The organism is Sphingomonas yabuuchiae, from assembly GCF_001477495.1.
GTDB lineage: Bacteria > Pseudomonadota > Alphaproteobacteria > Sphingomonadales > Sphingomonadaceae > Sphingomonas > Sphingomonas yabuuchiae_A.
Window position 1 is genome coordinate 1 of the sequence record NZ_LDTF01000024.1, and the last position, 23,373, is coordinate 23,373.

Annotated in this window: 20 protein-coding genes and 1 tRNA gene; 13 read left to right on the forward strand and 8 right to left on the reverse strand. The window is 66.4% G+C overall.

What is annotated here, in order from left to right:
• Positions 1 to 463 (forward strand): hypothetical protein (locus NS355_RS18940; protein WP_058744950.1); only part of this gene is annotated, 463 nt, incomplete at its 5' end.
• Between the two features lie 237 nt (positions 464 to 700).
• Positions 701 to 1,192, forward strand: coding sequence for an EF-hand domain-containing protein (locus NS355_RS06405; RefSeq protein ID WP_058744951.1), 492 nt, complete (start codon positions 701 to 703; stop codon positions 1,190 to 1,192).
• On the opposite strand, the gene trmFO is transcribed toward NS355_RS06405, so the two are convergent.
• Positions 1,101 to 2,495 (reverse strand): methylenetetrahydrofolate--tRNA-(uracil(54)-C(5))-methyltransferase (FADH(2)-oxidizing) TrmFO, encoded by a 1,395-nt coding sequence (gene trmFO / locus NS355_RS06410; RefSeq protein WP_058716242.1) that lies wholly within the window; start codon positions 2,493 to 2,495, stop codon positions 1,101 to 1,103. The genes NS355_RS06405 and trmFO overlap by 92 nt on opposite strands.
• Positions 2,496 to 2,569: 74 nt before the next feature.
• Between trmFO and NS355_RS06415 the strand changes: the two genes are divergently transcribed.
• Positions 2,570 to 3,004 (forward strand): DUF488 family protein, encoded by a 435-nt coding sequence (locus NS355_RS06415; protein WP_058744952.1) that lies wholly within the window; start codon positions 2,570 to 2,572, stop codon positions 3,002 to 3,004.
• A gap of 4 nt (positions 3,005 to 3,008) precedes the next feature.
• Here the strand turns inward: NS355_RS06415 and NS355_RS06420 are convergent, their stop codons facing one another.
• From NS355_RS06420 to NS355_RS06440, 5 genes are all read right to left on the reverse strand, one after another.
• Positions 3,009 to 4,289 carry a methyl-accepting chemotaxis protein gene (locus NS355_RS06420; RefSeq protein WP_084787598.1) on the reverse strand — a complete coding sequence of 427 codons (1,281 nt, stop codon included), beginning with the start codon at positions 4,287 to 4,289 and terminating at the stop codon, positions 3,009 to 3,011.
• A gap of 93 nt (positions 4,290 to 4,382) precedes the next feature.
• Positions 4,383 to 4,688, reverse strand: coding sequence for a DUF952 domain-containing protein (locus NS355_RS06425; protein WP_058744965.1), 306 nt, complete (start codon positions 4,686 to 4,688; stop codon positions 4,383 to 4,385).
• Positions 4,689 to 4,729: 41 nt separating this feature from the next.
• Complete coding sequence (gyrA, locus tag NS355_RS06430) at positions 4,730 to 7,480, reverse strand: DNA gyrase subunit A (protein ID WP_058744954.1); 2,751 nt, start codon at positions 7,478 to 7,480, stop codon at positions 4,730 to 4,732.
• A gap of 402 nt (positions 7,481 to 7,882) precedes the next feature.
• Positions 7,883 to 8,581 carry an SDR family NAD(P)-dependent oxidoreductase gene (locus NS355_RS06435; protein WP_058744966.1) on the reverse strand — a complete coding sequence of 233 codons (699 nt, stop codon included), beginning with the start codon at positions 8,579 to 8,581 and terminating at the stop codon, positions 7,883 to 7,885.
• Positions 8,578 to 9,333, reverse strand: coding sequence for a YaaA family protein (locus NS355_RS06440; RefSeq protein ID WP_058744955.1), 756 nt, complete (start codon positions 9,331 to 9,333; stop codon positions 8,578 to 8,580). The genes NS355_RS06435 and NS355_RS06440 overlap by 4 nt, the downstream gene beginning before the upstream one ends.
• A gap of 168 nt (positions 9,334 to 9,501) precedes the next feature.
• Between NS355_RS06440 and NS355_RS06445 the strand changes: the two genes are divergently transcribed.
• Positions 9,502 to 10,791: a hypothetical protein gene (locus NS355_RS06445; RefSeq protein ID WP_058744956.1), complete on the forward strand. Its 1,290-nt coding sequence runs from the start codon at positions 9,502 to 9,504 to the stop codon at positions 10,789 to 10,791.
• Positions 10,792 to 11,037: 246 nt separating this feature from the next.
• On the opposite strand, the gene NS355_RS06450 is transcribed toward NS355_RS06445, so the two are convergent.
• The gene (locus NS355_RS06450) at positions 11,038 to 11,505 is read right to left on the reverse strand and encodes an Lrp/AsnC family transcriptional regulator (protein WP_042487895.1); all 468 of its coding nucleotides are present in this window, start codon (positions 11,503 to 11,505) and stop codon (positions 11,038 to 11,040) included.
• 191 nt (positions 11,506 to 11,696) lie between these two features.
• Here NS355_RS06450 and NS355_RS06455 point away from each other — a divergent pair, with 191 nt between their 5' ends.
• Both NS355_RS06455 and NS355_RS06460 read left to right on the forward strand, forming a co-directional pair.
• A complete protein-coding gene (locus tag NS355_RS06455) occupies positions 11,697 to 13,523 on the forward strand; it encodes a sensor histidine kinase (RefSeq protein WP_058744957.1) in 1,827 nt (608 codons plus the stop codon).
• 2 nt (positions 13,524 to 13,525) lie between these two features.
• Complete coding sequence (locus NS355_RS06460; protein ID WP_058744958.1) at positions 13,526 to 14,524, forward strand: polysaccharide deacetylase family protein; 999 nt, start codon at positions 13,526 to 13,528, stop codon at positions 14,522 to 14,524.
• Positions 14,525 to 14,560: 36 nt separating this feature from the next.
• On the opposite strand, the gene NS355_RS06465 is transcribed toward NS355_RS06460, so the two are convergent.
• Entirely contained in the window at positions 14,561 to 15,604 is a 1,044-nt protein-coding gene (locus NS355_RS06465) for a mannose-1-phosphate guanylyltransferase/mannose-6-phosphate isomerase (RefSeq protein WP_084787602.1), read from the reverse strand.
• Between the two features lie 170 nt (positions 15,605 to 15,774).
• On the opposite strand from NS355_RS06465, the gene NS355_RS06470 reads away from it, so the two are divergent.
• From NS355_RS06470 to lepA, 7 genes are all read left to right on the forward strand, one after another.
• Positions 15,775 to 17,163 carry a TIGR03013 family XrtA/PEP-CTERM system glycosyltransferase gene (locus NS355_RS06470; protein ID WP_058744959.1) on the forward strand — a complete coding sequence of 463 codons (1,389 nt, stop codon included), beginning with the start codon at positions 15,775 to 15,777 and terminating at the stop codon, positions 17,161 to 17,163.
• 65 nt (positions 17,164 to 17,228) lie between these two features.
• Positions 17,229 to 19,181 (forward strand): tetratricopeptide repeat protein, encoded by a 1,953-nt coding sequence (locus NS355_RS06475; RefSeq protein WP_058744960.1) that lies wholly within the window; start codon positions 17,229 to 17,231, stop codon positions 19,179 to 19,181.
• A 46-nt stretch (positions 19,182 to 19,227) separates the two neighbouring features.
• Positions 19,228 to 20,046 (forward strand): DUF815 domain-containing protein, encoded by an 819-nt coding sequence (locus NS355_RS06480; RefSeq protein ID WP_058744961.1) that lies wholly within the window; start codon positions 19,228 to 19,230, stop codon positions 20,044 to 20,046.
• A 117-nt stretch (positions 20,047 to 20,163) separates the two neighbouring features.
• Positions 20,164 to 20,240 (forward strand) — tRNA-Pro (locus tag NS355_RS06485).
• Positions 20,241 to 20,315: 75 nt separating this feature from the next.
• A complete protein-coding gene (pnuC, locus tag NS355_RS06490) occupies positions 20,316 to 20,867 on the forward strand; it encodes a nicotinamide riboside transporter PnuC (protein WP_058744962.1) in 552 nt (183 codons plus the stop codon).
• Positions 20,864 to 21,391 (forward strand): AAA family ATPase, encoded by a 528-nt coding sequence (locus NS355_RS06495; protein ID WP_244489578.1) that lies wholly within the window; start codon positions 20,864 to 20,866, stop codon positions 21,389 to 21,391. Before pnuC ends, NS355_RS06495 begins: the two co-directional genes overlap by 4 nt.
• A gap of 39 nt (positions 21,392 to 21,430) precedes the next feature.
• Complete coding sequence (gene lepA, locus NS355_RS06500; RefSeq protein WP_058744964.1) at positions 21,431 to 23,242, forward strand: translation elongation factor 4; 1,812 nt, start codon at positions 21,431 to 21,433, stop codon at positions 23,240 to 23,242.
• Positions 23,243 to 23,373 lie beyond the last annotated feature (131 nt).

The following is a 23,373-nucleotide window of genomic DNA, read 5'->3' on the forward strand; positions in this document are numbered from 1 at the left end:
AGCGCCTGCGCATCCGGTGTTGCAGCGGCTGGCGGAATCGGTCCTGCCCAGTGGGGTGCGGGGCGCGGAGCTGGCGCCGATGATCGAGGGGTGGGAAGCGCTGCTCGATGACGGCGAGCCGCTGGATGACGGACGTATCGCTCTCCACGCGAGGGCACGGGGCGGGGTATTGTTCGCCTCCATTGGGCATTTGCTGGGCGGTGCGGATTGGGAGCCCCTCGGGATCGCCTGGGCCATGGCCGATCTGGCGAGGCATATCGGCGACAAGACGGTGGCGGAGCGGATCGGTGCACAGGCGTTGGGCGCGTTGGATACCGGGCTGTCATCGAAAAGAGTGCGGGGGACGCGGGGATTGAGCGGCTTGGGCGTTTTGGCCCGAGAAAGTCTGCGTCATCCGGATCGCCTGCCGGGTCATCCACTACGTGCCGCGCGGTTGGCTTGGCACGGCCTGACGGGACGCTGACCCACTGCGCCTCAAGGTAAAGCCGTACCCCGTCGAAGGCCGGGGTCCAGTTGCACTGCAACCAAGAATGCGAGGCATTGCCTCCCTCGCCCGTCCGTGGCGCCTCATAGCCCGAGTAGAGACTGGACCCCGGCCTTCGCCGGGGTACGAGCAGGGGCGACGGCCAAGGGAATCGTCTTGTCGCCGAGGCCTAACCCTGGTTAACCATGACCCCGTCGAACGGGGGAGACGGGACCGATGTGGCGCTATCTGGCCGGTGGGTTGGGCACGCTCGTGCTGGTGGGGGCAGGGCTGTTCCTATGGGGCAGCCGACCCGACACACCATCCCCGCTTCCCGCCGCCAGCGCCGCGACGGCGGATTCCCCGCAAACCACCGAGGATGACGCGCCCTTGCCCGAAGCCTCCGCCCGCACCCGCGAGCAGAAGCGCTTCGACCGCTACGACAAGGATCGCGACGGCACGATCACCCGCGAGGAATATCTCGCCGCCCGGCGCAAGGCTTACGCCAAGCTGGACCGCGATGGCGACGGCAAGCTGTCGTTCGACGAATGGGCGATCAAGGCCACGACCAAGTTCGCCACCGCCGACCGCGACAAATCCGGCGCGATGAACGCGGCCGAATTCGCCACCACCGCGGTCAAGCGTCGACCGGCTGTTCGGCGGGACTGTCCTCCGGTACGAACGGCACCGGTTGAGGCACAGGAGGCGGGCCCGGCGGAAGAGAATTGAGCCAGCCGGGCAGCGCTTCCCGCGCGCGATCGGTATACATCCGCTTGCGGTCGGCCTTCTTGGTCCGGCCGGGAATGGGCGGGAACAGGCCGAAATTGACGTTCATCGGCTGATAGGTCTCCGCCTCGGCGAGGCCAGTGATGTGACCCAGCAGCGCGCCCAACGCCGTCTCGACGGGCGGCGGCGCGATGGTCTTGCCGGTCAGTTCGGCCGCCGCGAAACGCCCGGCGAGCAGGCCGATGGCCGCACTCTCGATATAGCCCTCGCACCCCGTGATCTGGCCCGCGAAGCGCAGGTTGGGTCGCGACTTCAGCCGCAGCGTCGCGTCAAGCAGTTCGGGCGAGCGAATGAAGGTGTTGCGATGCAGACCACCGAGCCGCGCGAACTCCGCCTTTTCCAGGCCCGGAATGGTGCGGAAGATGCGGATCTGCTCGGCATATTTCAGCTTGGTCTGGAAACCGACGATATTCCACAGCGTGCCCGCCGCATTGTCCTGGCGCAGCTGGACGACGGCATAGGGCCAGCGCCCGGTCCGCGGATCGTCGAGGCCGACGCCCTTCATCGGCCCGAAGCGCAGCGTCTCGACTCCGCGCTCGGCCATCACCTCGACCGGCATACAGCCGTCGAAATAGGGTGTGTCCTTTTCCCACTCGCGGAACTCGGTCTTTTCGCCGTCGAGCAGCGCCTGATGGAAGGCGTAATATTGCTCCTTGTCCATCGGGCAGTTGATGTAATCCTTGCCCGTGCCCTTGTTCCAGCGGCTCTGGAACCAGGCGACGTCCATGTCGATCGACTCGCGATGGACGATGGGCGCGATCGCATCGAAGAACGCCAGCGCTTCCGCACCTGTCGCCTCGCCGATCCCGCCCGCCAGCGACGGCGCGGTCAACGGGCCGGTCGCGATGATCGCAGGGCCATCCGGCAGGGCGTCGATGCGTTCGCGCACGATGGTGATGTTGGGATGCGCCTCCAGCGCCGCCGTCACGCCGCCCGAAAAGCCGTCGCGGTCCACCGCCAGTGCGGAGCCGGCGGGCACCGCATGGACATCGCCCTTGGCCATGATGATCGAGCCGAGCGCGCGCATCTCCTGATGCAGCAGGCCGACGGCGTTGGAGGTTGCGTCATCCGAACGGAAGGAGTTGGAGCAGACCAGCTCCGCCAGGTCGCCGCCATGATGGGCGGGCGTGGTGTCCGCCCCGCCGCGCATTTCGGACAGGCGCACCTTCAGCCCCGCCTCGGCCAGCTGCCACGCGGCTTCCGAGCCGGCCAGCCCGCCGCCGATCACATGAATGTCATAGGTCATCGCGTCGCCTTAAACCCGGACGGCCCCGGTTGGAAGGACTTGGCGTGTCGGACCCGGCACCCCAAGTCGGTGATATGACCACCATCTTCACCATCGGTTACGAGGGCGCGACCGTCGACGGCTTCCTTGCGACGCTGAAAATGGCCGGGGTCGAGCGGCTGATCGACGTCCGTGCGCTGCCGTTGTCACGGCGGCCGGGCTTTTCCAAATCGCCGCTGGCCGCCGCCTTGAAGGAAGTCGGGATCGACTATGTCCATCTCAAGGATCTCGGCACGCCCAAGCGTGGGCGTGATGCCGCGAAGAAGGGCGATGTCGGCACACTGCGTGAGGTCTATGATGACCAGTTGGCCCTGCCCGAAGCGCAGGCGGCCGCCGCACGGATGCTCGATCTGGCGGGCGAGAAGCCCAGCGCGCTACTGTGTTTCGAGCGCGATCCCTGCCACTGCCACCGGACGCTCCTGCTGGAAGCGGTAGGGCAGGGGGTGACGGCCGTCGACCTCTACGTCTGATCCGTTACAGAATGGATGCGACGAAGGCATCGGTTCGGTCGCGCAGCATCCCGATATTCCTTTCCAGTGCCTGCGCCAGGGTCAGCAGCGATCCGGCGTCCTGATCGATCCGGTTCGCGTCCTGCTGTAACTGATGGACCTGTTGGCCGACCTGGTGGGCCGAGGCGACCGACTGGTCGACACTGGCGGCGATGCCGTTCGTGGCGAGGCCCTGTGCCGCCACCGCCTCGTCGATCGATTGCGAGAGCGTGCCGATCGTATCGACCGCACGGTTGAGCTGCGCCTGCTCGGCAATGAGCGCGTGGAGGTTGGCGGTTACCTCGCCGATATTGCGGGCGGCGTCGCGTGCGGCCTCGCGGGTCTGCCCGGCCAGCGCCTTGACCTCATGCGCGACGACGGCAAAGCCGCGCCCGGCCTCGCCCGCGCGCGCCGCCTCGATCGCGGCGTTCAACGCGAGCAGATTGGTCCGCGCCGCGACGGTTTCGATCAGCGACAGCAAAGCGTCGATCGTCGTCGCGCTCGCCGTCAGTGCATCCGCCCGCTCGTCGGTGGCGGCGATGCGATGGCGGACGACTTCGCGGATGGTTCGCGACTGGTCCATATCACGGGTAATGGCGGCGAAGGCGGTGGCCAGGCCATGACCGCGCGCGGCGATGTCGCTCAGCGCGTGGCCGGTATCGGCCATCGCCTCGGTCATGCGATCCGCGCTGCCCTGCGTCTCTCCGGCATAGCGGGCAAGCGTGCTGGCCATGCCGCCCATATCGGCGGTGGCGCGCAGCAGTTCTTCGGACAGGATGGCGATGTCGGCGGTGAAGGACCGCGCGGCCTTATCGATCCGGCCCGCGCGCGTCATACGCTCCTGCGCCAGCGCCATCTGTGCGTCGGCGACGAGCCGGGCGATACGGGCGGCGTCGAGCAGTCCGACGAACACGCCCCGGCGCGTCAGGATCAGCGCATCCGGGGCGCCCCAATCGGCATGAAGCGCCAGCTTTTCGGCCAGTGGCGCGTCCTCCTCACAACTGGGATGCGAGCGGACATAGGCGGTCAGGCTGGCGCCGAAATCGGGATTGTGAAGCAGCGCATGGCCGAACGGGTTATAGAGCAACCCCTTCACATCGCGTTCGATGATCGCCCCGACCGGCCGTTTTTCGGCATCCAGGACCGGCAGCAGCCGCATGTCCGGGCTTTGCCGAAACAGTGCGATGGCGTCGATCAGCGATGCATCCGCCGCGATGACCGGGCTTTCCATAGTTGCGGACCAGGAAGAGAAGGCAGGCGGCTTCATCACGGCCTGCCGTACGACAGGACCGTAAACGCGATGTGATGGATTTGTTACGTTTCGATGACGAAACGGAATCGGCCTCTGCCGGTGGGGGGATTAGCCCGCCACCGGCAGACGGACCATTCCGTCGTCATCCCGCTTCATCGGGCCATAGGCGATCACCGCCGCCAGCGGCAGATCGGCATAGAGATGCGGGAAGAGCTGGCCGCCACGGCTCTCCTCCCACTTCACCGCCTCGCCCATCGCCTCCAGATCGACTGCCGCGATATGCAACTCGCTCTGTCCGGCAAAGTGCTTGTCCACCGTCTCGGCCAGCTGGGCGGCGGTGGAGAGGTGGATATAGCCATCGGCCAGATCCACCGGGGCGCCCGCAAAGACGCCTTCCTGCTCCAACACCGCCATCTGATCGGCGGTCAGCACCTTATAGGCGGTGGTGGGATGGCTCACTCGCCGTCCTCCGGTCCGGCGGCCAGGTTCTCGCCGACGACCGCATCCGGCTCGGGCGCGATCTCGGGGGTACCGTCGGCCAGGTTCATTTCGGCATCCTCCTCGGTCTCCTCGATGCGCGCGGCCGAGACGACATGCTCGCCCGGTGCGACGTTGAAGAGCCGCAGACCCGCCGAGCCGCGCCCGATGACGCGCAAGCTCGCCAGCGACATGCGGATCAGCTTGGCCTGGTCGGTCACGAGCATCAGCTGATGCCCCTTGGCCGCCGGGAAGCTGGCGACGACATCGCCATTGCGGGCGATATTGTCGATATTGGTGATGCCCTGACCACCGCGACCCGTGCGGCGATATTCATAGGCCGACGACAGCTTGCCGTAACCATTGGCGCAGACGGTCAGGATGAACTGCTCGCAATTGCGCAGCTCGTCATAGCGTTCGACCGACAGCTCGGGCTCGCCTTCCTTCTCGCCCTTCCAGGGGGCGAAGCGGAGATAGGCCTCGCGCTCTTCCTGGGTGGTGCCGACCCGGTGCAGGACCGACAGCGAGATGACCTCGTCCCCGTCCTTCAGCGTGATGCCGCGCACGCCGGTCGAGGTGCGGCTCTGGAATTCGCGCACATCGTCGGCGGCAAAGCGGATCGCCCGGCCGCAACGGGTGGCGAGCAACACGTCGTCCTCCGCGCCGAGGAGCGCGACGCCGATCAGGCGATCCTCGCTCTCATCGTCGAAGCGCATCGCGATCTTGCCGTTCGAGGGCACGTTGGTGAACGCATCCATCGAGTTGCGGCGTACCGCGCCCTTGGCGGTGGCGAACATGACGTGGAGCTTGCCCCACTCCGCCTCGTCCTCCGGCAGCGGCAGCACAGTCGAGATGACCTCGCCCGGTGCCAGCGGCAGCAGGTTGACCATCGGCCGACCGCGCGTCGCCGGGCCGCCCTCGGGGAGGCGCCAGACCTTATAGCGATAGACCTTGCCATGGTTCGAGAAGAACAGGACCGGCGTGTGCGTGCTGGTCACGAACAGTTCGGTGACGACGTCCTCGTCCTTGGTCGCCATGCCCGAGCGGCCCTTGCCGCCCCGGTTCTGCGCGCGGAAGGCATCGAGCGGGGTGCGCTTGATATAGCCCTGCATGGTCACGGTGACGACCATGTCCTCGCGCTCGATCAGGTCCTCGTCGTCGATGCCATCGGCGGCGGCGGCGATTTCCGAACGGCGCGGCGTCGCGAACTGGTCACGGATCGCCACCAGCTCGCCGCGCATGACCTCATAGAGCTTCACGCGGTTGGCGAGGATTTCGAGCAGCTCGGTGATCGAGTCCGCCAGCCCCTTCAACTCGTCGCCGATCTCGTCGCGACCAAGTGCGGTCAGACGGTGCAGGCGCAGGTCGAGGATCGCGCGGACCTGCGTCTCCGACAGGCGATAGGTGTCGCCGAAGCCCTCATGCTCGACCGCTTCGACCAATCGAATATACTGGGCGATCTCGGCGATCGGCCATTCGCGGGCGAGCAAGGCTTCGCGCGCGGCGACCGGCGAGGCCGAACCCCGGATGATCCGCACCACCTCGTCCAGGTTCGTCACCGCGATGACGAGGCCCAGCAAAATGTGTGCCCGCTCGCGCGCCTTGGCCAGTTCGAACTTCGAGCGGCGGGTGATGACCTGCTCGCGAAACTGGACGAAGGCCTGGATGATGTCGCGCAGGTTCAGCAGCTCGGGGCGACCGCCGCGAATGGCGAGCATGTTGGCCGGGAAGCTGGTCTGCGCCGGGGTATGCCGCCACAGCTGGTTCAGCACGACCTCGGGAGTCGCGTCGCGCTTCAGGTCGATGACGATACGAACGCCTTCGCGGTTCGACTCGTCGCGAATGTCGCTGATCCCCTCGATCCGCTTTTCCTTGGCGGCCTCGGCGATCTTCTCGACCAGCGCGTTCTTGCCCTGCTGATAGGGGATTTCGGTGAGGACGATCGCCCGGCGGTCGCCGCGCATCTCCTCGATCTCGTGGCGCGAACGTACGATGATCGAACCGCGCCCGGTCTGGTACGCCGAGCGCGCGCCCGAGCGACCCAGGATCAGCGCGCCGGTGGGGAAGTCGGGGGCGGGGACGATCTCGTTCAGTTCCTCGACCGTGATCGCGCCGTTTTCCATATAGGCGAGACAGGCGTTGACCACCTCGCCCAGATTGTGCGGCGGGATGTTGGTCGCCATGCCGACCGCGATACCGCCAGCACCATTGACCAGCAGGTTCGGGTACTGGGCGGGCAGGACCGAGGGTTCGCGCTCCGAGCCGTCATAATTGGGCTGGAAGTCGACCGTGTCCTTGTCGAGATCGTCGAGCAGCGAGTTGGCGACCTTCGCCAGGCGCGCTTCCGTGTAACGCATCGCGGCGGGCGGATCGGGGTCCATCGAGCCGAAATTGCCCTGACCGTCGATCAGCGGCACGCGCATCGACCAGTCCTGCGCCATGCGGGCCAGCGCGTCGTAGATCGCGCTGTCGCCGTGCGGGTGGTATTTACCCATCACGTCGCCGACGATGCGCGCCGACTTGCGATACGGCTTGCCCGCGACGAAGCCGCTTTCGGCGGCCGAATAGAGGATACGGCGATGGACGGGCTTCAGGCCGTCACGGACATCGGGCAGCGCACGCGCCACGATCACGCTCATCGCATAGTCGAGATAGCTCGACTTCATCTCGTCGACGATGGAGATCGTCGAAATATCGGAAGGTTCCGCGAGGGTCGTCTCGTCGGCCAAAGTCTGTTGCTTTCCGGCTTGATGGTCAGATGGGAACCAAAGGTACTAGCCGAGCGTGAGCCGCCTGACCACCCCCGCGCGGCCCAATCGCGCGCACCCGTCTGGGAGGAACGGTGGCGGCACGGAACGGGGCGGCGGGGGCAGGCCCGGCGGAATATGCTCCCCCCCGAGGCAGCAGGTTCGCGGGACTTTGGAGGCGCTGGCCGCCGACGGGAGTAAACGGCGGCCAGCCCGGTCTTTATGCACAGGCTGCGGTTTCAGCCGGATGTCGCAAATGTTACGATGTTGTAATCTGAATGATAATCAGTGCCTTGTGATCCTCCCCGGTACGGGGAGGGGGACCATGCAAAGCATGGTGGAGGGGGCGTGCCGCTAGGGACGTCAAATGGGGAAGCGCCACCGTCAGGGCTGGACCTCTTTGCCCTCCCAATCGAACAGCTTGCCGCTGTCGGGTGCCTTCAGCCCGTCGATCACGTCGAGCAACTGGACCGCCGCACGATCGGGCGCGAACAGGCCTCCCGGGCGGACATTGCCCTGGAACGGCTTAGACAGGGCAGTGTCGACTGTGCCGGGGTGCAACGCGACGACGACCGAGCGGTCGTTGCGTCGCTTATGCTCGATCGCCAGCGTCCGGACGAACTGGTTGAGTGCCGCCTTCGACGCACGATAACCGTACCAGCCGCCCATGCGATTGTCGGAGATCGACCCGACCCGCGCCGACAGCACCGCGAACAGCGTTTTGCCGGTGCGCGGCATCAGCGGCAGCAGATGCTTGGCGACCAGCGCCGGGCCGATCGCGTTCACCGCGAAGTTGCGCGCCAGCCATTCGGACGAAAGCTGGTCGAGCGCCTTTTCGGGTCCCCGCTCGCCATCATGGAGCAGGCCGGTGGCGACGATCACCAGATCGGGGGCGGGGCCCTTGGCGATCCGCTCGGCGGCAGCGGCGATGCTGGCCTCGTCCTCGATATCGATATGGCCGTCACCCGGCATCGACCGCGCCAGGCGCGTGACGGTGACGCATTCTTCCTCCAGCGCATCGGCCATCGCCCGGCCGATCCCGCCCGAGGCTCCGATGACGATCGCCTGCTTCCACTCGCTCATCGCACGAATCTCCATAGGGTCGGCGTGCTTGCCTCGGCATCGAACGCATAACCATCGCTATCGAACCCGCGCATGGCATCGGTATCGGTGACGTGATGCTCGATCATCCAGCGGGCCATTGCGCCCCGTGCCTTCTTTGCGTGGAAGCTGACGAAGCGGTCGCCTTCGCGGAAATCGACCGCAATGACTTGGATGGCGGCGGGCAGCTTGCCCTCGACCGCGTGCCAATATTCCTGGCTGGCGAGGTTCAGGATGGTGCCGGAACCCTCCGCCTCGACCTGCTGGGTCAGCCGATGGGCGATGCGGTCGCCCCACCAGTCGGTCAGCTTGCCGCCGCCCGATCCACCTTTATTGGGAGCCCAGCGCGTGCCCATCTCCAAGCGATAGGGGCGCATCGCATCAAGCGGGCGGAGCAGGCCGTACAGGCCCGAGAGCATCCGCAAATGATCCTGTGCGAACAGCACGGCAGGTATGTCGAGCGACTTGGCCTCCAGCCCGGTATAGACGTCGCCCGCGAAAGCGAACATCGCGGGCCGCTCCGGCGCGGTGGCGAAATCGCGGAAGCGTTCGGCGTTCAACTGCGCCAGCGCCGGCGAAATGCGCATCAGCGAGGCGAGCTTCTCCTCGCCCAGCCCGGAGGCCGCCTTGGCCAGCGTCTGCGCCTCTTCGGCGAAATGGGGCGCGGTCGGCGCGAGGTCGGGCAGGGGGCTCTGATAGTCGAGCGTCTTGGCGGGGGAGATGACGGCGATCATGCCGCGCGGGCTAGCGCCGGGAGCGTTCGCGTTCAATCCGCGTTCAGCGGTTGTTGGATAGTGGGGACATCCATCAACCGCTCTGCTTGAACGGGACGCGCGCTGTCCCTATCAAGCCTGCCATCGACGATCCCGGACCGACCGGCTGTATTCTTGGAGAGAATTCGCATGAAAATCCTACCGAAGCTCGCGCTGGCGGCCGCGCTCGCGACGGGCATGGGCAGCGTCGTGCTGACCGCGCCGCTGTCTGCGCAGAAGAAGAAGGAAGAAGCGGCCGGTGGCCTGAAGCTGAGCCCCGAGGCGCTGAAGGCGGCCCAGGCCGCCCAGCCGGTGCTGCAGCAGAAGAATTATGCCGCAGCCGAGCCGTTGGTCGCCGCGGTCGAGGCCGCTGCCAAGACCGAGGACGACAAGTACATCGCCGCGGCGATGCGCTACGAGCTCGAATCGGGCAAGCTGTTCGCCGCCCAGCAGGCCAATCCGAACGCGCCGATCGACGAGGCGGTGCTCGCCAAGCCGCTCGATGCGCTGATTAACAGCCCGTCGACCCCGGCGGCCGACAAGCCGCGCTACGTCTATCGTCGCGGTGCGCTGGCTTTCAACGGCAAGCAGTATCCGATCGCGCTGCAATATTTCCAGCAGGCCAAGCAGCTGGGCTATAACGATCCCAACCTGCCGATGCTGATCGTCAAGGCGAAGTTCGAGACGGGCGACGTGGCGGGCGGCAACGCCGAGCTGTCGTCGGTGATCGACCAGATGAACGCCTCGGGCCAGAAGGCGCCGGAGGACTATTATAAGTTCGCCATCGGTCGTGCCAACAAGGCGAAGCAGGTTCCTGAGACGCTGAGCTGGATGCGCAAGTGGATCGCCGCCTATCCGACCCCGCAGAACTGGCGCAACGCGCTGGTCATCTATGGCCTGCAGCAGGGTTCGCTGGCGACGCTGGACAAGAACCAGAAGCTCGACCTGTTCCGCCTGATGCGCGCTTCCAAGTCGCTGGCCGACCAGAACGACTATATGGAATATGCGCAGTATGCGACGGACAAGGGCCTGCCCGCCGAAGCCGCGACCGTGCTGAAGGAAGGCATGGCGACCGGCAAGATTCCGGCCGGTAATGCCACCGCCAAGGCGATGCTGACCGCCGCCGAGACCAAGAATCGCCAGGAGGGTTCGCTCGCTCCGACCGAGGCACGCGCCAAGTCGGCCGCCGACGGCAAGCTCGCCGCGCTGACCGCCGAGGCCTATTATGGCCAGGGCAATTACGCCAAGGCGGCCGAGCTGTATCGTCTGGCACTGCAAAAGGGTGGCGTCGACGCCAATGAGGTGAACACCCGCCTCGGCATCGCGCTGGCCGCCAGCGGCGACAAGGCGGGCGCGAAGGCCGCCTTCGACACCGTCAAGGGCGCTCCGCGTGCCGATCTGGCAAGCTTCTGGAACACCTGGCTCTCGACCCAGGCGTAAGGAATTGGGCCCGCGTCGGGAACGGCGCGGGCCTTTTTCCGTCCTGCTTGGCTAAGCGTTGGGCGTGGCCTTTGACCTCGCTCAGGCTGACCGGCTGTCGAGTTATGCCGGCGGGCTTGCGTCCTCCGCCAGCCCCTAACTCCGTTCAGCCTGAGCGAAGTCGAAGGCCGCGAAAAAACGCCCAACAAAAAAAGGCCGGTCCTCCCGAACGGAGAACCGGCCTTTTTTATCGCCTCCGAAACCGGATCAATCGGCTTCGATCGGAATCCCCGAAACCTGCTTGGCCGTGCGGATGGTCAGTGACGTCTTGACGCTGGCGACGTTCGGTGCGGGCGTCAGGTGGCCTGTCAGGATTTCCTGGAAGCTCTTCAGGTCCGACGCGACGATCTTCAGGATGAAGTCGATCTCGCCGTTCAACATATGGCATTCGCGTACCTCGGGGATGCCCGCGACATGTGCCTCGAAGGCGGCCAGGTCATGTTCGGCCTGGCTGCGCAGCGACACCATGGCGAAAACGGTTATCGGGAAGCCCAGGCGTGCGGCGTCGAGGTCGGCGTGATAGCCGCGAATGGCTCCGGCTTCCTCCAGGGCGCGGACGCGACGCAGGCAGGGCGGCGCGGTCAATCCGACGCGTTCGGCCAGCTCCACATTGGTCATACGGCCATCGGCCTGCAACAGCGCCAGGATCTGCCGATCGATGCGATCGAGCGCCATTACACGATACTCCACATAAACTGCCGAATCCCTATGCTCTTTGACGGCGTACTATAAGAAAATTACGCACTACCGTAATTCTCGGGCATTGCAACGGCACCAATAAGGATATTTGCAGGTTACGAGTTGGAAGGATAAGGGCATTATAGAAGCGGCATGACGGCCGACCGGCCACGCGTGAAGGGAGCTCAGTGCGGTTCGACGATAGTCTGGCGACGATTTTATCGGCCGACACTGCGACGCCTTTCGGCGCGCAGACTGCCTGGCGGCAGCTGATAGACCTGATGAGCCGTGGGCGCGTGCCCGCCGATCCGCCGATGCTGGAGCGGCTCGCCGAATTGCGCGACAAGGTGGCCGAAGGCGTGCGCATCGCCAGCGCGCGCATGTTGAGCACCAGCCGCCCGCCCATCACGCTGGTGTCCTTCTTCGCCCAGGATACGTTGCCCGTCGCCGCAACCGTGCTGCGCGGCGTGCAACTGGCGGATGAGGACTGGCTGGCCATCCTCCCCGCGTTGAACCCGCGCACGCGCTCGGTCCTCCGGCACCGTCGCGATCTGTCCGATACGGTGATTCGCGGGCTGGAAAGTTTCGGTCCGGTCGATTTCGTCCTGCCGCATATCGCCAGCGCGGCCCAGCCAGCAGCGCAAGCCGCCGCCGTTCCGCTGGAAGCCGTATCCGAACCTCTGGTCGAGCCGGTCCGGACTGCGCCCGTGCGCGAAGAGCCGGTGATGGTCGCGAAGCCCGTCGATGAACCCCAAGCCGCGCCGGTGTCGATTCTGCTCGACCCGCTGCCGACCCAGGCGGCGACACCGTTCGTCGCTTTGGGGCAAGTGGCGCGCAGCCTGCCCTTCATGGCCGAGGCGATGCGCCACGCCCCGTCAACCGCCGCACCGCCCCGCTACGAGATCGCCGACCTCGTCGCGCGCATCGACGCCTTCAACCAGCGACGCGAGGAAGTGACCGGCGCGACGCGAAACGACGCCGGACCCGCCCATTTCGATTTCGAGACGGACGCCAATGGCCTGATTCTGGGCGTCGAGGGCGTCACGCGCGGGCCGCTGGTCGGCGTCAGCATTTCCGAGACTGCGATGCAGGGGCTGGCGCAGTTCGACGGCGTGGCGATGGGGGCCTTTCGCCGCCGGTCCGGTTTCCGCGACGCGCGGCTGGAGATCGGCGGCAGTTCGGCGGCGGCGGGATCGTGGCGGGTATCCGCCATGCCCTTTTTCGATCCCGCATCGGGCCGCTATGCCGGTTATCGCGGCAGCGGTCGTCGTCCTCGCCGCGACGAAATGGCCAATGTGGTCGAGGCGGCGCCCGAGACGTCCTCGTCCGATTCGCTGCGCCAGCTGGTTCACGAGCTCCGCACGCCTGCCAATGCGGTTGCGGGCTTTGCCGAGCTGATCGAAAGCGAATTGCTGGGGCCGGTGGCGCCCGTCTATCGCGACCGGGCCAGCGCGATCCGCGCTATGGCCGCCGATCTGCTCGCCTCGGTCGAGGATCTCGACACCGCCGCACGGATCGAGGGGCATGTGCTGGAGCTGCGGCCGACGATCGTTCCGCTTGCGCCGCTGATCCAGCGGGTGTTGGCCGAACTGGGTCCGCTGGCCGAGCTGCGCCGGGCCGAAATCCGTTTCGATTCGTCATCGGCGAACCTTTCGGCACTCGCCGATGACCGGGCCTGCGAGCGGCTGCTGACGCGTCTGTTCTCGGTGCTCCTGTCCAATTGCGTCGTCGGCGAGCGTCTGTCGGCCAGCCTGTCGATCGATCAGGGCATGGCGGCGCTGCGGATCGATCGCCCGCTTGCGCTGACCGTCGAGGCGGATGCCGCGCTGCTCAGCGAGGCGGGGGATGAAGAACAGCGGGACGGCGCGCCCCTGCTGGGCACGGGCTTCTCGCTGCGCCTGATCGACAAGCTGGGGGCCGAGATGGGCGGTGGCCTGACCATTGGTCTGCACCGGGTCGTCCTGGCCCTGCCCATCGGGGAGGATCGGCGCGCAGGGCAGGCGTCAAGCGCCTGATCATGCCCAGCGCCGCTCGCCCCCGGCGCCATGAGGCTGCCTCCGCCGCCGAGCGGATCGTCTGGCCCGAAGCCTTTGGGCGGCGGTTCCTGGTCACGGTCGATGTCGAGGAAGAGTTCGACTGGACCGCGCCGCTCGACCGGCGTCATCGCTCGACCAAGGCCATGCGGGCTTTTGGTCCGGCGCATCGCCGCTTTGCCGAGGCCGGGGTCGGCCTAGCCTGCATGGTGGACTATCCGGTCGCGGTGGACCCCGCCGCCGTCGACATATTGTCCGAATGTCTGGCCGATGGCCGTTCCGAGATCGGGGCGCAGCTCCATGGCTGGGTAACGCCGCCTTATCACGAGGTCGTCGATCCCTTTACCAGCCATGTGGGCAATCTGCCGATCGAATGGGAGGCCGCCAAGCTCGACACGCAGACGGACACGCTTGCCGACGCCTTCGGCGCGCGGCCCCGCTTCTTCCGGTCCGGCCGTTATGGCCTGGGTCCGGCCTCGCTATCGTTGCTGGCTTCCCGGGGTTATCGGATCGACAGCTCGATGCGAGCCAGCCATGATTATCGCCCGGGCGGCGGGATGGATTTCAGTGCCATCGACGCGCACGCTTTCCGCCGCGAGGGGATGGTCGAACTGCCTTTGACCAGCGTCTATACCGGATTGCTCCGGCGGGGCGGAGCGGGGCTGTACCGCCGGGCGGGGCGCTGGCCGCGCGGGCATGGCATTTTGGCGCGGGCCGGGCTGCTGAACCGGATTCCCCTGACGCCCGAGGGGGTGGGCATAACAGACGCGCTGGCGGGGATCGACCGAGCGCTGGACGATGATGTGCGGCTGCTGACCTTTTCCTTCCACTCGCCGACGCTGGAGCCGGGGCATACGCCCTATGTCCGCGATGCCCGCGACCGGGCGATGTTCGATCGGTGGTGGGATAAGGTCTTCGAGCGGCTGGCCAGACATGGCGTGACCGCGACGACCATCGACGAGATTCTTTCCGTCACCGGATGACCGGGCTGCCGGTGGGGGGCAGCCCGGCCGACGGGATCAGCGCTTCATCGCTTCGATCAGCTTCTTCACGTCCTGGCTACGGCCGCGCGGCAGGATCAGGATATCGTCGCCGCTGGCCACGACGATCAGGTCCTGCACATCGACCGCGGCCACCCGGACCCGGTCGGTGCGGATCAGGCAGTTCTTGGTGTCGATCGCCAGCACCTCGCCGCGATGCGCGTTGCCGAACCCGTCCAGCTCGCTGATCGCGTGCAGCGCATCCCAGCTGCCGACATCGTTCCAGCCCATGGCGACGGGCACGACCGCGACACGGTCCGCGCGCTCCATCACGGCATAGTCGATCGAGTCCGACGGACAGGCGGCGAATTCGGCTTCGTTCGGGCAGATGCGCTTGCCCTCATGGCTGGCGGCGCGCATCGCCTTTTCGGCCGCGACCAGCATTTCTGGCGCGTGCTGCCCCAGTTCCTCGAGGAACCGGTCGGCGCGGAACAGGAATATGCCGCCGTTCCAGGCATAGTCGCCGCGCGCCAGCATGGCCTCTGCCCGCTCCAGCCGGGGCTTTTCGACGAAGCGGGCGACCTGATGCACGCCCGGCGCGATCTCGCGACCGACCTGGATCCAGCCATAGCCGGTCTCGGGCTTGTCGGCGGCGATGCCGAAGGTGGCGAGCCAGCCCTGCGACACCATCGGCAGAGCGGAGCGGATGGCGGCGTGGAAGGCGTCGAGATCGGCGATGACATGATCCGACGGCATGACGAGCAGCACGTCTTCCGGCTTGGCGGCAAGGGCGGCCAGCGCGATCGCGGGGGCGGTGTTGCGCGCCACGGGCTCCAGGATCAGGGCCTGGGGCGGGGTGCCGGCTTCCGTCAACTGTGCTTCGACGATATCGGCGTGGCGCTGTCCGGCGACGACGATGGGGGAGGCGAAGTCATGGGAATTGGTGCGCTGCGCAGTGAGCTGCAGCATCGTCTCATCGGACGTCAGCGGCAGCAACTGCTTCGGCATTTCCGGCTTGGACATCGGCCACAGGCGTGTGCCGGAGCCACCGGAAAGGATGACCGGCACGATCGGATTATGCATGAATGCCCCTCTGGATTGTCCGCGCCACTCGGGAATGACGTGGTCGCGAGATCGGTTGTAACGCTTGCATAACGCATATCTTCACGGTTCGTTTGTCATTATCTGCAAAAATATGGAAAGTCGCCCCAAAGTGGGGCTTAGGGCGCGTGTCGGGGAAGTCGGTCCGTTAGATGATCCGTCTGTTCAAACATTATGTCCCCCATGTGGCCCTGCTGCTCGGCCTGGTCGACTTCCTGCTGCTGATCGTCGCGGCGGAGCTGGGCTGGGCGCTGCGCGCGCATCAGATCGACTATCCGGTCGGCAGCTTTGCCGAACGGCTGCCGCAGGTGCTCAGCTTCGCGGTCCCGCTTCAGATTTCGCTGCTCGCTGTCGGTGCTTATACGGCGGCGTCGTTCCTGTCGCTGCGGTTCGCGGCGGCGCGACTGATGGTGGCGATCTCGCTGGGCGTGATCTTCCTCTCGCTGATCTTCTTCTTCTTCCCCACTGTCAGCTATTGGCGGTCCAGCCTGTTCTATTCGATGATCTTCGCATCCGTGCTGCTGGTCGTCGTGCGCGGAATATTGGGACGATATCTGGGGGGCGATCGATTCAAGCGGCGGGTGGTCCTGATCGGTGCAGGCGCGCGGGCGGCGCAAATCGCCGAACTGGCGGATCAGCCGGGCTCGAATTTCGTGATCGCAGGCGCAATCGCGATGCGCCCCGAGGAGGATGCGGTCCCGCACGCCGTGCCGCGTTCGGCCATCCCGAGCCTGTCCGCCTTCGTGCTCGAACGCGAAGCGGGTGAAGTGGTGCTGGCGCTTCAGGAACGACGCGGCGCGCTTCCCTATCAGGACTTGCTGCGCGTTCGTACGACCGGCGTCCATGTGTCCGAAATTTCGACCTTTTTGGAACAGCAGACCGGCCGTATCGATTTGGCTTCCGTCAGTCACAGCTGGCTGATCTTCTCCGATGGCTTTGCGTCAGGCCGGATGTGGTCGGCCATGGCCAAGCGCGCTTTCGACATTTCGGTCAGCCTGATCCTGCTGGTCTTCGCGGTGCCGGTGATTCTGGTCACGGCCATCCTGATCCGGCTGGAATCGCGCGGACCCGCCTTGTATCGGCAGCGGCGCGTCGGCCTGTTCAACCAGCCCTTCGACATCCCGAAGCTGCGTTCGATGCGACAGGATGCCGAATTGGCCGGGCAAGCGGTCTGGGCGGAGAAGGACGATCCGCGTATCACTCGTGTCGGGCGCTTCATCCGCAAGGTGCGGATCGACGAACTGCCCCAGATTTGGTCGGTCCTGATGGGCGAAATGAGCTTCGTCGGCCCGCGCCCGGAGCGGCCGCAATTCGTCGAGCAATTGGAGCAGCAAATTCCCTTCTATGCGGAACGTCATATGGTGAAGCCGGGAATCACCGGCTGGGCCCAGCTGAACTATCCCTATGGCGCGTCGATCGACGATGCGCGGCACAAGCTGGAATATGACCTGTATTACGCCAAGAACTATTCGCCGTTTCTCGATGCGCTGATCCTGCTCCAGACGTTGCGGGTGATCCTCTGGCCATCGGGTGCGCGCTGACCGTGAGCGAAGACAGGAGGGCGCTACCGAGGGGGCGTGACCGGCGGCGGTCGCATCCCTATCCGATGATGCGGCGGAAACGACGCATCTGGCGGCGGCGCTCGATCCAGCGGCGTCTTCGTATCCTGGCCGTGCTGGGTGTCATCGGCCTGGCCGTGGCGGGGTTGCTGGCGCTCGTCTATACCGGCAAGCCCCCGGTCGACCCGGCCCAGGCGCTGCGGCGTGCCACGGCGGCGCTGGAAGCGGGCAATTTCCACGCGGCGCATGACCAGGCTCGGCAGGCGGCTGAAGCGGCGCCCAGGTCGCAGGCGGCGCAGATGATGCTGGCTCGGACCAGCCTTTTGCTGGGTGAGGGCGTGACGGCGGACGCCGCGCTCGACCGGGCGCTGAAGGACGGCGCGCCGCTGGCACAGACATTGGCGGCGCGGGCCGAAGCGCGGTTTCTCCAAGGCGATCTGGCGGGTGCGCGGGATGCGGTCGACCATATGCCTGCCGAGCGCGACGCGGCGATGGCGCGGATCGCCGCGCAGGTGGCGGCGCAGGAGGATGGCGGCGTTCCGCTGCGACAGGCTCTACAGGGCCTCGTTACCCTCTATCCCCATGACGCGCGCATCTGGACCGATCTGGGGCGCAGCCGCTTCGGTGCGGGCGATATGGACGACGCATCGCAGGCGGCGGCACGAGCGGCCGCACTGGCTCCGGCCGATCCCGACGCATTGACCCTGCAGGGCGAGGTGCTGCGCGCCCGCTATGGGCTGGCGGCGGGGCTGCCCTGGTTCCAGGCGGCCTTGGCGCACGATGCCTATCATTTGCGGGCGTTGACCCAATATGCCGCGACGCTCGGAGATCTGGGGCGGGCGAGCGATGCACTGGCGGCGACCCGATCCGCGCTCGTGTCGCAGCCCGGCAATCCCGACGCCTTTTATCTGCAGGCGGTCATCGCCGCGCGGGCGGGGCGTTATGCGCTGGCGCAGCAATTGCTCCAGCTCACCGGCGGCGCGCTGCGGATGCGGCCCGGTACGGCGATGCTGGAGGGCGCAATCGCCTATGCGCAGGGGCGGCCGCAGCGCGCGGTACGTGCCTGGACACGGCTGGTGACGATGCAGCCGATGAACGTAGCCGCACGCGAACTGCTGGCGGCGGCGCAGCTCGGTGTGGGAGATCGCTCCGCCGCCCTGGCGACGCTGCGCCCGATCCTGACGCGGGCCGATGCGGATGGGTATGCGCTGCGGCTCGGCATGATGGCCGATCCCGAAAGTGCGTTGGTGCTGGCCGATCGAGCCGCTTCCGGGCAGCGGGGCGATGCCGCGATCTTCCGCCCGGACCGTGCGGTTGATGAACTCAAGATGGCGGCGGCCGGGTCTCCGACAGATCCGACCTACGCCCTGGGCCTCATCCGGGGGCTGGCGAGCCAAGGCGATCGTGCGGGGGCGATCCGGGTCGCGCAGTCGCTGGTCCGGGCGAGCCCCGGCGCGCCGGCCGCGCAGCTGGCTTATGGCGATGCGCTGGCCACCGCCGGACAGAATGCCGCCGCGCTTGGTCCTTATGCCAGGGCGGCGGACCTGACCTTCGACGCACCGACCATGTTGCGGCTGGTCGACGGCTATCAGCGGACCGGGCGCGCCCGTGACGCGGCGGTCAGCCTGGGCCTGTATCTTTCGCAAAATCCGCAGAGCGTGCCCGCACGCCGCCTGCTCGCCCAGTGGCAGATGACCGCCGGGCGATGGGATAACGCGATCGAGACACTGGAGGGACTGCGAATCCAACTGGGTCTGCGTGACGTAGCGCTGCTCCACGACCTCGCCATTGCCTATGCCGAGGCGGGGGACGGGGTGGTCGCGCGGCGATACGCGGCGGCGGCCTATCGATTGGCGCCGATGAATGCGGGGGTGGCGGATGCCTATGGCCGCGCGCTGGCCGTGGCGGGTGAGCCCGAGGGCGCGCGACAGCTGTTCGACAAGGCGCTGGCCCTGGCACCGGGCGATCCCACGATCCTGGCGCACCGCGCCCAGCTTTGACGCCGCGCGCTTGGCAGGAGGGGAGGGGTGCCGTACCAGCGGCGCCATGACCGATCTCGCCAATCCCGCCCTGGAACGTATTGCCGCCGCTCTCGAACGTCTGGCCCCGCCGCCCGCGCCGTCGGCCGATCCGCTGGTGCATCCGGCCTATATCTGGCGGGGCGGGGCATTGCACGCGGCGCGCGGTTTCGCGCCGGTGCCGCTCGACGTATTGCAGGGGTTGCACCAGCAGCGCGAGGCCCTGCTCGCCAATCTGCTCCGTCTGGCGGACGGGCATGCGGCACAGGACGTGCTGCTTTGGGGCGCGCGCGGCACCGGCAAGTCGGCGCTGGTCAAGGCGGGCGTCGCCGCCGTCCAGGCGGACCGTCCGGGGCGGCTGGCCCTGGTGTCGGTCGATACGCTGGACAGCCTGCCAGACCTGTTCGCGATGCTGGAGGGAGTCGACCGCGCCTTTGCCGTCTTCATCGACGATCTGGGCTTCGACGAAGCGGGCGAGGCGCGCAAGCTGCGTTCGCTGCTGGACGGCGGGGCGGAGGCGCGGCCTGCGCATGTCCGACTGCTTGTCACCGCCAATCGCCGCCATCTGCTGCCCCGCGACCTGAGCGAGCAGGACAGCGCGATCAACCCGCGCGACGTGGTCGACGACCAATTGGCGCTGGCCGACCGTTTCGGGCTGAGCCTGGGCTTCCACGCGCTCGACCAGGATGGGTATCTGGCGATCGTGCGTGCCTATGCGACACGCCATGACCTGCCGTTCGACGGGCATGAGGCGGTCAATTGGGCCACCCGCCGGGGCAGCCGTTCGGGGCGCGTGGCATGGCAATATATCGTCGATCTGGCGGGGCGGCTGGGGCGAAATCTGTAATAAATCGGGCGACGGATAAAAAACCTCTTGCACCCATCCGAGCCGCTGGCTATTGGCGCGCCTCCAGCACGGATCGGCCTTCCCGAAAGGCTTCGAAAGCGGTCCGTACTCTCTAGTCGGGGAGTAGCTCAGCCTGGTAGAGCACTGCCTTCGGGAGGCAGGGGCCGGAGGTTCGAATCCTCTCTCCCCGACCATTTCACCGCCTGACGCGGTCCATGCCATCGATAGCGAACCGCCCCGGATAGGGCGCCCCGGCTCGGCCGGATGGCATGATCTGGCTCGAATCCATCGCCTTCATCCTGGGAGTCGCGAACGTCACGCTGGTCGTTCGGCGCAGCCTGTGGAACTATCCCGTAGCGCTGGTGATGGTGTCGCTCTACGCGCTGCTGTTCTGGCGCGAGCGTTTGTACAGCGACGCCGCGCTGCAGCTCTTCTTCTTTGCGCTCAACCTCTATGGCTGGATCGTCTGGCGGCGAAGCGTCGCGCAGGCGGGCGAGGTGACGGTCGAGAGGCTGTCCGTGCCTGAACGCGGCGGATGGCTGGCGGGGATCGCGGTCGCCTCGCTCGTCTGGGGCGCGGTGATGGCGCACTGGACCGATGCGGCCATGCCGTTCTGGGATGCGGCCAATGCGGTCGCCAGCGTCGCTGCGCAAATCCTGCTCGCGCGGCGGCGGCTGGAGAACTGGCTGCTCTGGATCGTCGTCGATCTCTCCTCCATCGCGCTCTATGCGGTCAAGGGGCTGACCCTGACCGCGATCCTCTATGTCATCTTCCTGGGGTTGAGCCTGTGGGGCTATCGCGAATGGCGGGGGCAGGCGTGACGAGCATCTGTCTCCACGGGCCGGAGAGTAGCGGGAAATCGACCGTCGGACCGCGCTTGGCCAAGGTGCTGGGCGGGCAATATCTGCCCGAATATGGCCGCGACTATGCCGAAGCGCATGGCACGGACTTCATCATGGCCGATCTGGTGGCGATCGGGCAGGGGCATGATGCGATGCTGGCGCGGGCGATGGCGGACGGTCCCTGGCCGGTCGTCACCGATACCGATCCGCTGATGACCGCCGTCTGGGCCGACATGTTGTTCGGGACGCGCGACCCGTGGTTCGCCCGGTGGAACCGGCTGTCCGACTTCTATCTCCTCTTCGCGCCCGACCTGCCCTGGATAGAGGACGGCACCCGTTTGTTCGGCACGCGGGCGGCGCGGCAGCGCTTCTTCGACCTGTCGCGGGCCGAGCTGGATCGACGCGGCGTTCGCTATGCGTTGATCGAGGGGCAGGGCGAAAGCCGCTATGCAAATTGCATCGCCGCGCTAGAGCACTTTGGCATCCGCCCGCATCTTTGCTAGTGGCGTGATCGAATAGCTTTTCAGGAAACCCTTCCCCCCGTGTCCACGCCGCTCGACAAGATCCGCAACTTCTCCATCATCGCGCATATCGACCATGGCAAGTCGACGCTCGCCGATCGCCTGATCCAGTTCACCGGCGGCCTGACCGACCGTGAGATGAGCGAGCAGGTTCTCGATAACATGGAGATCGAGAAGGAACGTGGCATCACCATCAAGGCGCAGACCGTGCGCCTGGCGTACAAGGCGCAGGATGGCGAAACCTATACGTTGAACCTGATGGATACGCCGGGCCATGTCGACTTCGCCTATGAGGTCAGCCGGTCGCTGGCCGCCTGCGAAGGCGCGCTGCTGGTCGTCGACGCCGCACAGGGCGTCGAGGCGCAGACGCTGGCCAATGTCTATCAGTCGATCGAGCATGACCATGAGATCGTGCCCGTCATCAACAAGATCGACCTTCCCGCCGCCGAACCCGAAAAGGTCCGCGCCGAGATCGAGGACGTGATCGGCATCGACGCCTCGGGCGCGGTGCTGGCCAGCGCCAAGTCGGGCATCGGCATCGGCGACATCCTGGAAGCGATCGTCAAGAACATTCCCGCGCCCAAGGGCGACGCGACCGCGCCGCTCAAGGCGATGCTGGTCGACAGCTGGTACGACCCCTATCTGGGTGTCGTCATCCTGGTCCGCGTGATGGAAGGCACCCTGAAAAAGGGGCAGCAGATCAAGTTCATGCAGGCGGGCACCACGCATCTGATCGACCGCGTCGGCTGTTTCCGCCCCAAGATCGAGCAACTGACCGAACTGGGTGTGGGCGAGATCGGTTTCATCACCGCGCAGATCAAGGATGTGGCGCAGGCGCGCGTCGGCGACACGCTGACCGACGCCAAGAAGCCGACCGAGCAGGCGCTGCCGGGCTTCAAGGAAGTCCAGCCGGTCGTGTTCTGCGGCCTGTTCCCGGTCGATGCCAACGACTTCGAGAAGCTGCGCGAGAGCATCTCCAAGCTGCGGCTGAACGACGCCTCGTTCAGCTTCGAGATGGAAACCTCGGCCGCGCTCGGCTTCGGCTTCCGTTGCGGCTTCCTGGGCCTGCTGCATCTGGAGATCATCCAGGAGCGGCTGACCCGCGAGTACGATCTCGACCTGATCACCACCGCTCCGTCGGTGGTCTATCAGATCGAGCTGAGCCATGATGGCGGGCAGCTCGATCTACACAATCCGGCCGACATGCCCGATCCCAACAAGATCGCGTCGATCAGCGAGCCGTGGATCGAGGCGACTATTTACGTCCCCGACGAATATCTGGGGTCGATCCTGAAGCTGTGCCAGGACCGTCGCGGTATCCAGAAGAACCTGACCTATGTCGGCGGCCGTGCGCAGGCGACCTATGAGCTGCCGCTCAACGAAGTCGTGTTCGATTTCTACGACCGGCTGAAGTCGCTGTCGAAGGGCTATGCCAGCTTCGACTATCACCAGATCGGCTATCGCGAGGGCGACCTCGTCAAGATGTCGATCCTGGTCAATGAAGAGCCGGTCGACGCGCTGTCGATGATCGTCCACCGTGGCACCGCCGAAACGCGCGGGCGCGGTATGTGCGAGCGGCTGAAGGAACTGATCCCACGCCACCTGTTCAAGATTCCGATCCAGGCGGCGATCGGCGGCAAGGTGATCGCGCGCGAGACGATCAGCGCGATGCGCAAGGACGTGACTGCCAAATGCTATGGCGGCGACGCAACACGTAAGCGTAAGCTGCTGGAAAAGCAGAAAAAGGGTAAGGCAAAGATGCGCGAGTATGGCTCGGTCAGCATCCCGCAGGAAGCCTTCATCGCCGCGCTCCGCATGGGCGACGAAGCGTAAAAGATCCTCCCCGGTACGGGGAGGTGGCAGCCCGCCGGGCTGACGGAGGGGGCTTCAGCCAAGGGCGTCTTATGTGGCGGTCCCCCTCCACCACCGCTTCGCGGCGGTCCCCCTCCCCGTGCCGGGGAGGA